The organism is Pseudomonas sp. S4_EA_1b (assembly GCF_016307435.1).
Classification (GTDB): domain Bacteria; phylum Pseudomonadota; class Gammaproteobacteria; order Pseudomonadales; family Pseudomonadaceae; genus Aquipseudomonas; species Aquipseudomonas rhodesiae.
In genome coordinates, this window is sequence record NZ_JAEILC010000057.1 from 20101 (window position 1) to 30275 (window position 10175).

Annotated in this window: 4 protein-coding genes and 1 pseudogene; 2 read left to right on the forward strand and 3 right to left on the reverse strand. The window is 63.2% G+C overall.

Features of this window, described 5'->3' with window-relative positions; genetic code table 11:
* Window positions 1-56: 56 nt before the first annotated feature.
* The 3 genes and pseudogenes from YA0848_RS36685 to YA0848_RS19360 all read right to left on the reverse strand — a co-directional run bounded on the left by YA0848_RS36685 (window position 57) and on the right by YA0848_RS19360 (window position 6154).
* A complete protein-coding gene (locus tag YA0848_RS36685) occupies window positions 57-824 on the reverse strand; it encodes a methyl-accepting chemotaxis protein (RefSeq protein WP_371263998.1) in 768 nt (255 codons plus the stop codon).
* A gap of 87 nt (window positions 825-911) precedes the next feature.
* A pseudogene (locus YA0848_RS36690) lies at window positions 912-2009 on the reverse strand (cache domain-containing protein); the annotation flags it as partial.
* Window positions 2010-2146: 137 nt separating this feature from the next.
* Window positions 2147-6154 carry a bifunctional nitrate reductase/sulfite reductase flavoprotein subunit alpha gene (locus tag YA0848_RS19360; RefSeq protein ID WP_169902643.1) on the reverse strand — a complete coding sequence of 1336 codons (4008 nt, stop codon included), beginning with the start codon at window positions 6152-6154 and terminating at the stop codon, window positions 2147-2149.
* 508 nt (window positions 6155-6662) lie between these two features.
* Between YA0848_RS19360 and nirB the strand changes: the two genes are divergently transcribed.
* Both nirB and nirD read left to right on the forward strand, forming a co-directional pair.
* Window positions 6663-9224, forward strand: coding sequence for a nitrite reductase large subunit NirB (gene nirB / locus YA0848_RS19365; protein WP_169902642.1), 2562 nt, complete (start codon window positions 6663-6665; stop codon window positions 9222-9224).
* Window positions 9224-9589, forward strand: a complete 366-nt coding sequence (gene nirD, locus YA0848_RS19370) for a nitrite reductase small subunit NirD (protein WP_034113864.1) — start codon at window positions 9224-9226, stop codon at window positions 9587-9589. Before nirB ends, nirD begins: the two co-directional genes overlap by 1 nt.
* Window positions 9590-10175: the final 586 nt, after the last annotated feature.

The following is a 10175-nucleotide window of genomic DNA, read 5'->3' on the forward strand; positions in this document are numbered from 1 at the left end:
CTGCATGCGCTGGGTATTTCTGGGCTGGCGAGTTTCACGCCAGCGCGAAACCCTCCTCAGGATTTAAACCGCCCCACCAATCCGTTCAACTCATCCGACAGCTTCGACAGGCGCCCTGAGTCATCCTGGGCCGAATTGGCCAGGCTTTCCACCAAACGCGCTTCGTCGTAGATCTGCTGGATATGCCGGTTGATCTCTTCGGCCACGCTGTGTTGTTCCTCGGCGGCGGCGGAGATTTGCAGGTTCTGGTCGCGGATTTCGTTGACCGAGGTCTGGATGCCTTCGAAGCTGTCACGCGCGTTTTCGATGGACGACACGCTGGCCTTGGACAGGTCCATGCAGCTGTCCATCTTCTGGGTGACTTCCTGGGTTTTGGTTTCCAGGGTGCCGAGCAGGTGCTCGATTTCGCCCGTGGAGTCGGAGGTGCGCTTGGCCAGGGCGCGGACTTCGTCGGCCACCACGGCAAAGCCGCGGCCCTGGTCGCCGGCACGGGCCGCTTCGATGGCAGCGTTGAGTGCCAGCAGGTTGGTCTGTTCGGCAATCGCGCGGATGGTGCCGAGGATTTGGTTGATGCTGCGGCTGCCGGCCTCCAGCTCGACCATGGCCTGGGACGATTCGCTCAAGCGGCGGCCCAGGCGGTTGACGTTGTCGGTGGTCGCTTCGATCTGCTGTTTACCCTCGGCCACGCGGCGGTGGCCATTCTCGGCGGATTCGGCCGCGCCGCTGCAGGAGCGGGCGACTTCGTTGGCGGTGGCCACCATTTCATTGAATGCAGTGGACACCAGTTCTACCGCCTCGCGCTGGCGACCGGCAGCCTCGTTCATGTTGTGGGCCACCTCGCTGTTGACCTTCGAAGCGTTATGCAAATTGGCCGAGGCCGCGCCGATGTGCTGGATCAACTGGCGAATGGCCGCGAGAAACTTGTTGAACCAGCCGGCCAGTTCGGCGGTTTCGTCCTTGCCGTGTACCCGCAGCTCATGGCGCAAGTCGCCTTCGCCCTCGGCAATCGACTGCAAGCCGGTGCTGACCTGGCCGATCGGCTTGACGATCACTTTGGAGAACGCTGCGGCGATCAGGCCGAAAATCAACACCAGCACGCCGACGATGATGGCGGTGAGGTAGGTCATGCGCGTGGCCTCGGCTATCACTTCGCTTTTTTCGATCAGGCCGATATAACGCCACCCCAGGCCGGGGGAGGTCCACACGTTGGCCATGTAGCGCACGCCGTCGATCTCAACTTCGGTGGAGCCTTGCGTGGTTTGCGCCAATTGCGCGTAGGCCGTACCCAAATCTTTCAGCGGTTTGAAGTTGTGGGCGGCGTCCCGTGGGTCGACCAGCACCACGCCGTCCTCGATCAACATCACGTAACCGCTGTCGCCGAGCTTGATGCTCTTGACCAGTTCGGTCAGGTTCTTCAGCGACACGCTGACCACGAATACCCCTTTGGGTTTGCCGGCGCTGTCGAGCATGGCGCGCGCGGTGCCTACCAGGGCCACGTCGTCTTTATCGTAGTAATAGGCCGGCGTGCGCACGGTCTTGCCGGGGCTGGCCATCGCCGCTTTGTACCAGGGGCGTGCGCGCGGGTCGTATTTGGCCAGTTGCGGATCGTCCGGCCATTTGGCGTAGGTGCCGTCTTCCAGGCCGATGGACAGGATCGCCGCCGCCGGGTGGGTGGCGCCATAGCGGGCGAAGCGCTCGATCACCGTTTGCGCTTCGGCGGGCAGCGGTTGAGCGGCCGCGTCGGCGGGTTGGTAATTTTTTAGAGTGTTGACCGAGGTGTATACAGAATCCGTGGCCATTTGATCGACGTTCTGCAGTGTGCCGTCGAAGAACTGGCGGATATTGCCATCGATCTGGCGGATTTCCCGGGTACTGCCGTCGATGAACTGATCCACCGCCTGGGTCCGGGTGTTCATCACTGAGATGACGGCCACCAGGCTCACTGGGATAAACGCAACCGAGACAAAAGCCAGCACAAGCTTATTTTTTATTTTCATCGAGACGACCATCAGCGTGGAGGGCGGCCAAATCGCCACGCCCCCTGAACGAGGCGAGGCGATTTGCTATCACTGCTTTTTCGGCGCGCTCTTGGTAAACCTTTAGGGTTTTTTGTACACAATACAATCGACGATTGTTCTGTATCCAATCAGTACACATCACGCAGATAGCGTTTTTGCTCACTCAGTTGGCGCCAGTAGTCCACGGCGTGCTCCGGGCTCAGCCCGCCGTGGGTTTGCGCGATCTGGCGTAGCGCCTGGTCAACATCCTTGGCCATGTGGCTGGCGTCCCCGCAGATGTACACCTTGGCGCCGTCCTGCAGCCAGCGCCACAGCTCGGCGCCTTGCTCGCGGATGCGGTCCTGCACATAGATTTTTTGCGCCTGATCGCGGGAGAACGCCAGGCTCAGGTGGGTGAGCAGGCCGTCGCGCTGCATACCTTGCAGCTCGTCTTGGTAATAAAAGTCGCTGGCGGCGTACTGCTCGCCGAAGAACAGCCAGTTACGCCCCGGGTGCCCGAGGGCGCGGCGCTCCTGCAAGAACGCGCGAAACGGCGCCACGCCGGTGCCAGGGCCGATCATGATCATCGGCACATCGCCGTCGCTGGGGGGGCGGAAATGTTTGGACGGCTGCACGAACACCGGCACTTCACCGTCGCCGACGCGGTCGGCGAGAAAGGTCGAGGATACGCCTTTGCGTTTGCCATAGCGCACGGCTGCGACGGTCAGGTGGACTTCACCGGGGTGGGCCTTGGCGCTGGACGCAATCGAGTAGAGGCGCGGTTGCAGACGCCGCAGGGTGCTCAGCAAATCGTCCGCCGAGCACTCGATGGGGTAGGCGTGAAGCACGTCCACCAGTTGCCGACCCCACAGCCAGTCGTTCAATTCGGCCTTGTGCTCGGGCCGCAATAACTGCTCAAGCCCTCCATCGGCGCTGCGCTCGGCAATAAACGCCAGGGTCTCGCTGCTGGGCCGGGCGATTTCGAAGTGCTGGGTCAACGCCTGTTGCAGCGAGACCTCGCCGAAGGTGTCGATAGTGACGCTGGCCGACGCCTTCAGGCCGGTCAATTCGAGCAGTTCGTGGACCAGTTCGGGGCAGTTGCGCGGCCGTACGCCGAGGGCATCGCCGGCTTCATAGCTGAGCCCGGAGTCGGCCAGGTCCAGGGCGAACTGGCGGGTTTCTTTATGGCGGCTATGGGGGTTGAGATGGCGGTTGAGTAGTAGGCGCGAACCGTACAGCTTGGTCTTGCCGGCGGGTGTGGCGGCTGCCGGCGCCTTGGCCGGGTTGAGGCTGTGCTGCAAGCGCAGCAGCCAGGCATCGGCGTGCGCTTGGAATTCGGTGTCGCAATCGACGCGCTCCAACAGGCGGGTGGCGCCCAGCTCCAGCAGGCGTTGATCAAGGCGTTTGCCGTGCTTGCAGAACTGCTCGTAGTTCGGATCGCCCAGGGCCAGCACCGCAAACCGCAGGGACTCCAGGCGCGTCTCGACACGGCTGAGGCTGTGCCAGAAACCTTCGCCATTGTCCGGTGGGTCGCCGTCGCCGAAGGTGCTGCTGATCAATGCCAGGTTCTGGGTGCTTGCCAGTCGGCTCGCCGGGAAATCCGCCATTGCGCTCAGCTCGACGCTGATCCCAGCCTCACGCAGGCGCTGGGCACAGCGCTCGGCCAATGCTTCGGCATTGCCGGTCTGGGAAGCCCACAGCAAGGTCACGGCGGGGGAGGCGGGCAGTGTGCCGACACTGGCCGGCGAGGCGCGACTGAACAGCCCGCCGAGCAAACCGTCGACCCACACTCGCGCCTCGTCGGCCAACGGCGCCGTGGGCGGTAGCACCGGCACACCACCGGCCTGGCGTGCGTTGTCGGCGCGCATGCCACTGACAAAGCCGGCGAGGTAGGTGCGTTCGCTGTCGCTCAGTGGCGGCGGGATGACGCTACGCAGGCCAGCGATTTCGGCGAAGGCGTCGATGCGCGACATGGCGGGTTCCTTTGCGCAAAGGGGAAGGTCGGTGGTCGCCTGAGTGGGCGAGTCGAGGAACTGATGGTCGATCAGCTCGACACGTTCCAGGGTGACGGCGCAGCACTTGAATTCCGGCTGCAACGACATCGGGTCGACCGCATCCGAAGTCACCGCGTTGATCGCCAAATGTTCGCCAAACACGTCGTTCCAGTGAAAGGGCGCGAAACATTGGCCCGGTTGCACGCGGTCGCTGATCAACGCAGGCAATACCGCGTAGCCGCGCCGCGAACGCACTTGCACTGGCTGCTTGGTCTGAAGCCCCAGGCGCGCGGCGTCATTGGGGTGGATCTCGACAAAGGGGCCGGGGTTGAGTTTGTTCAGCGTGGCGACTTTGCCGGTCTTGGTCAGGGTGTGCCATTGGTGCTGCAAGCGCCCGGTGTTGAGCACGAACGGGAAGACATCGTCGGGCAGCTCCGCCGGTGGCATGTGCGGGCGCGCGAAGAACTGACCTTTGCCGCTGGCGGTGGCGAAGCGCAGCGTGCCGTGTGCGAGGTAGCGGATCGGGTTGCGTGGCGCCGACTCGGCCGATGCCAGCGGCCATTGCAGCGGTGTCTGGCGCAGACGCTTATAGCTGGCGCCGCGCAGGTCATAGCCGGTGGCGGGGTTGCAGGCACGTTTGAGTTCTTCGAACACCTCACTGGCGTCGGCGTAGGTGAACGCCTCGGCATAGCCCATTGCACAGGCGACGCGGGCAATGATCTGCCAGTCGGCCAGGGTGTCGCCCGGCGGCTGTACGGCTGGTTGCATCAGGGTCAGGTTGCGCTCGGAGTTGATCATTACCCCTTCGGCTTCGGCCCACAGCGCGCCGGGCAAGAGGATGTCGGCATAGCGGTTGGTTTCGGTGTCGAGGTACGCGTCCTGGGTAATCACCAAGTCGGCGGCCTGCAGCCCATCGATCACGGTTTGCCGGTTCGGCACGCTGGCCACCGGGTTGGTGCAGATGATCCAGCAGGCTTTGATCTGCCCCGCGGCCATTTGCTCGAACATCGCCACGGTGCCGTCGCTGGCCTGACGCGGCAGGCGGTCGGCGGGGATCTGCCACAGGTCTTCGATAAAGGCGCGGTCGGCGTCTACCAGCATCGAACGTTGCCCCGGCAGGCCCGGCCCCATATAACCCATCTCGCGCCCGCCCATGGCATTGGGTTGGCCGGTCAGGGAAAACGGCCCACTGCCCGGGCGGCAGATGGCGCCGGTGGCCAAGTGCAAGTTGCACAGCGCGTTGGTGTTCCAGGTGCCATGGGTGCTCTGGTTGAGGCCCATGGTCCAGCAACTCATCCACTCGGCGGCCTCGCCGATCCAGGTGGCGGCCTGGCGAATGTCGGCTTCGGCCAGGCCGGTGATGGCGGCGACCTGCTGCGGCGAATAGTCCTCCAGGAACGCGGGGATGGCCTCCCAACCCTCGGTGAAGGTGGCGATAAAGGCCGGGTCGGTGTGGCCGTTTTTCACCAGCAGGTGCAGCAAGCCGTTGAGCAATGCGAGGTCGGTGCCGGGGTTGATCGGCAGGTGCAGGTGCGCCTTGTCGGCGGTGGCGCTGCGCCGTGGGTCGACCACGATCAACTTCGCCCCGGCCTTGACCCGGTCCATCATGCGCAGGAACAGGATGGGATGACAGTCGGCCATATTGGCGCCGATTACGAAGAACAGGTCGGCGCGGTCGAAGTCTTCATAGGAGCCCGGCGGCCCGTCGGAACCCAGGGACAGTTTGTAGCCGCTGCCGGCGCTGGCCATGCACAGCCGTGAATTGGATTCGATATGGCGGGTGCCCACAAAACCCTTGGCCAACTTGTTGACCAGGTATTGGGCCTCCAGTGACATCTGCCCGGAGACGTAAAACGCCAAGGCATCGGGGCCATGTCGCTCCAGCACGTTGCGCAGGCGCCCGGCCGTCTTGGCGATGGCCTCGTCCATGGCGATGCGTACTGGGTCACGGTCGCGGGCCTGGCGCAAGTAAGCGTTTTCCATGCGCCCGGACTCGGCGATGGCTTGCCCGCAGGTAGTGCCCTTGGTGCACAGGCGCCCGGCGTTGGTGGGGTGGTCAGGGTCGCCGATCACCTTGACCACTGTGTTGTCCTGGACCTGCATGACGATGCCGCAGCCCACGCCACAATAGGGGCACACACTGCGTACGTGTTGGTTTGCCATCGATAACCCTCGAACCTTTTCTGCCCGGCAAAAAAAAGCGCCGCGTAACCCTCCGTTGGAAACGGGGATTACACGGCGCCTTTGTCGTGGATGGGCAATCAGCGTTGACTGCTCTGTTGCGCTGTACCTAGCAAGCGGCGCGCCATGTTCCTGCACAGGCCTTACTGACGGTGCCGACGGCGCTTGCTGCGGTTGTGCCGACGCGCGGGAGCAAGCGTACCGTGCCCTTTTATGATGCGCCGCGCACCAGTTGGAGGCGTGATCGCAAGGGTTGAACTGGTGTAGATGCCGTGAGTACGGGGTCGCGACAGGTTGGCACAGAGCCTGCAAGATCCCCGACAACCCCCTTCGGTCAACGACGATCGACAACATGGGCAATAGCGGTGGAATCGGCGAAGTCGTCCGATGCCAACCGTATAAGAACAGGCAAAGACGCCTGGAACCGTAAGGTTTCAGGCGTTTTTTTTTGCTTTTTTTCAAACCGTGATGAGCTTTGTCGGGTGCTTATATGAACGCCAATAACGCCAGTTTGAACCAGCTGCAAACCCTGATCGTCGTCGGCAATGGCATGGTCGGTCATCACTGCGTGGAGCAGTTGATCGAACGCGGCGCGCTGGATCACTACCAACTGCATGTGTTCAGCGAAGAGCCGATGCGTGCCTATGACCGCGTGCATTTGTCCGAGTACTTCACCGGCCGCGATGCCGAGTCGCTGGCGTTATCCGACGCGGCGTTGTACCAGACGCCGGGGGTGACCTTGCACCTTGGCGTGCAAGTGCTGGACATCGACCGCACCCAGCGCCAGGTGGTCACCGCCCAGGGCCGCGTGACCTACGACAAACTGGTGCTGGCCACCGGTTCGTACCCGTTTGTGCCGCCCATCGAAGGCGCCGAAGGTGACTCGCGCCTGGTGTACCGCACCCTGCAAGACCTAGACGCCATTCGTGCCGCCGCTGCCAATGCGCGGCGCGGCGTGGTGGTCGGCGGTGGATTGCTCGGCCTGGAGGCGGCCAACGCCCTTAAAAGCCTCGGCCTGGAAGCCCATGTGGTGGAATTCGCGCCGCGCCTGATGCCGGTGCAACTGGATGACTTCGGCGGTTTGGCGCTCAAGGCGCAGATCGAACGGCTGGGCGTCGGCGTGCATTTGTCCCGTGCCACGCAATCGATCAGCGCCGGTGAGCAATACCGCTATCGCATGAATTTCGCCAACGACGAATTTCTGGAAACCGACCTTATCGTGTTTTCCGCCGGTATCCGCGCCCAGGACGCCCTGGCGCGCCAGGCCGGGCTGGAAATCGGTCCGCGCGGCGGGGTGGCGATCAACGACGAATGCCAGAGCTGCGACCCGCATATCTATGCAATCGGCGAGTGTGCCTCGTGGAACGGCAGGCTGTTCGGCCTGGTTGCGCCCGGCTACCAGATGGCCCGTGGCGTGGCGGCGTTGCTGTGCGGGCAGGGCGCCGAGCCGTTTGTAGGCGCGGATATGTCCACCAAGCTCAAGTTGCTTGGCGTGGATGTGGGCTCCATCGGCGATGCTCACGCCCACACACCGGGCGCGCGCAGCTATCAGTTTATCGACGAGGCCACCGCCAGCTACCGCCGCCTGGTGGTGGACGCGGCCGGCAAGCAGGTGATCGGCGCGGTGTTGGTCGGCGACAACAGCTACTACGACACGCTGCTGCAATATCTGCAGAACGGCATCGCCTTGCCGGCCGAGCCCGCCAGCCTGATCCTGCCGTCGTCGGCCGGCGCACCGACCCTCGGCCCTGGTGCGTTGCCGGAATCGGCCACGGTGTGTTCGTGCCACAACGTCACCAAAGGCGCGATCTGTGCGGCCATCGATGGCGGCTGCGGCGACCTCGGCGTGCTCAAGGCGCAGACCAAAGCCTGCACCGGCTGCGGTGGCTGCGCCGGGCTGCTTAAGCAGGTGTTCGAACATGAGCTGGTGGCCCGTGGCGTCAGTGTCGACAAGAGTCTGTGCGAACACTTCGCCTATACCCGCCAGGAGTTGTACGCCCTGGTGCGCGTGGAGGGGGTGATCACGTTCGACGAACTGCTGGCCAAACATGGCCGTGGCCACACCGGTTGCGATGTGTGCAAACCGGCGGTGGGCTCGATCCTGGCATCGTGCTGGAACCAGCCGATCATGGACCCGTCGCTGGTGCCGTTGCAGGACACCAACGACACGTTCATGGCCAATATGCAGAAGAACGGCACCTACTCGGTGGTGCCACGGATTCCGGGGGGCGAGATCACTGCTGAGAAGCTGATCGTGATCGGCGAGGTGGCGAAGAAATACAACCTCTATACCAAGATCACCGGTGGCCAGCGCATCGACCTGTTCGGCGCGCAACTGCACGAACTGCCGGATATCTGGGGCGAGTTGATCGCCGCCGGTTTCGAGACGGGGCATGCGTATGGCAAGTCCACGCGTACGGTCAAATCCTGCGTCGGCAGCACCTGGTGCCGTTACGGCGTGCAAGACAGCGTGAAAATGGCGCTGCTGATCGAGGACCGCTACAAGGGCCTGCGCTCGCCGCACAAGCTCAAGTTCGCGGTGTCCGGCTGCACCCGCGAATGCGCCGAAGCCCAGAGCAAGGACGTGGGCGTGATCGCCACCGAGAAGGGCTGGAACCTCTACATCGCCGGCAACGGCGGCATGCGCCCGCGCCATGCCGAACTGTTCGCCACCGACCTCGACGACGCCACGCTGATCCGCTACATCGACCGTTTCCTGATGTTCTACATCCGCACCGCCGACAAGCTGCAACGCACTTCGGTCTGGCGCGAAAGCCTGGAAGGCGGGCTGGATTTCCTCAAGGACGTGATCCTGCACGACAGCCTGGGTTTGGGCGCCGAGCTGGAAGCGCAGATGCAACTGGTGGTCGACCGCTATGAATGCGAATGGGCCAACGCCCTCAAGGACCCGGAAAAACTCAAACGCTTCCGCACCTTCGTCAACGACAAGCGCCCAGACCCGGACATCCACTTCGTCCAGGAACGCGGCCAGCGCCGCCCGATCATGGCCGCCGAACTCAACTTGATTGCTGTCACCGAGGAGCTTGCCTGATGAGCCAGTCCAATACCCAACGCACACTTGCCATTTGGAAAAACGTCTGCCATGAACGCGACCTGGTCCGCAATTCCGGCGTGGTGGTGTGGCTTGATGGCGCGCAAGTCGCGCTGTTCTACCTGCCTGACGCCGAAGCGCAGACGCTCTACGCCATCGACAACCACGACCCGGAGTCCGGCGCCAACGTGATCGGCCGTGGCCTGGTGGGCAACATCAAGGGCGAGCTGGTGGTGGCCGCGCCGATCTACAAACAGCATTACCGCTTGCAGGACGGCCAGTGCCTGGAAACCCCGCACCAACGCCTGCGGGTATGGCCGGCGCGGTTGAAGGGTGGGGTGGTGGAGGTGCAAGTGTCCTGCTGAATCCGGAGCTACACAGAGCCCAATGTGGGAGGGGGCTTGCCCCCGATCAGGTTGTTTCAGTCATGGATAAGCCAGCTGACACGCCGCCATCGGGGGCAAGCCCCCTCCCACAGTTTTTATCTGCATCTGGCTTGATGCTGGGCGGAGCTGGACTGCTGCAAACCTAGCCTTTGAAACGCAATGAGCCCAGACAGCACAGAACCCAATGTGGGAGGGGGCTTGCCCCCGATCAGGTTGTTTCAGTCATGGATAAGCCAGCTGACACGCCGCCATCGGGGGCAAGCCCCCTCCCACAGTTTTTATCTGCATCTGGCTTGGTGCTGGGCGGAGCTGGACTGCTGCAAACCTGGCCTTTGAAACGCAATGAGCCCAGACAGCACAGAGCCGAATGTGGGACGGGGCTTGCCCCCGATCAGGCTGGCTCAGTAATGGATAAGCCAACTGACACGCCGCCATCGGGGGCAAGACCCCTCCCACAGTTTTATCTGTGCCGGGTTTGAGTCGGGGTGGAGCTGGACTGCTGCAAACCTAGCCTTTGAAACGCAATGAGCCCAGACAGCACAGAGCCCAATGTGGGAGGGGGCTT

Coding starts and splice junctions, on each gene's coding strand:
- YA0848_RS19360 (WP_169902643.1), bottom strand. CDS start 6,154: ATGGCAAACCAACACGTACGCAGTGTGTGCCCCTATTGTGGCGTGGGC.
- nirB (WP_169902642.1), top strand. CDS start 6,663: ATGAACGCCAATAACGCCAGTTTGAACCAGCTGCAAACCCTGATCGTC.
- nirD (WP_034113864.1), top strand. CDS start 9,224: ATGAGCCAGTCCAATACCCAACGCACACTTGCCATTTGGAAAAACGTC.
- YA0848_RS36685 (WP_371263998.1), bottom strand. CDS start 824: ATGAACGAGGCTGCCGGTCGCCAGCGCGAGGCGGTAGAACTGGTGTCC.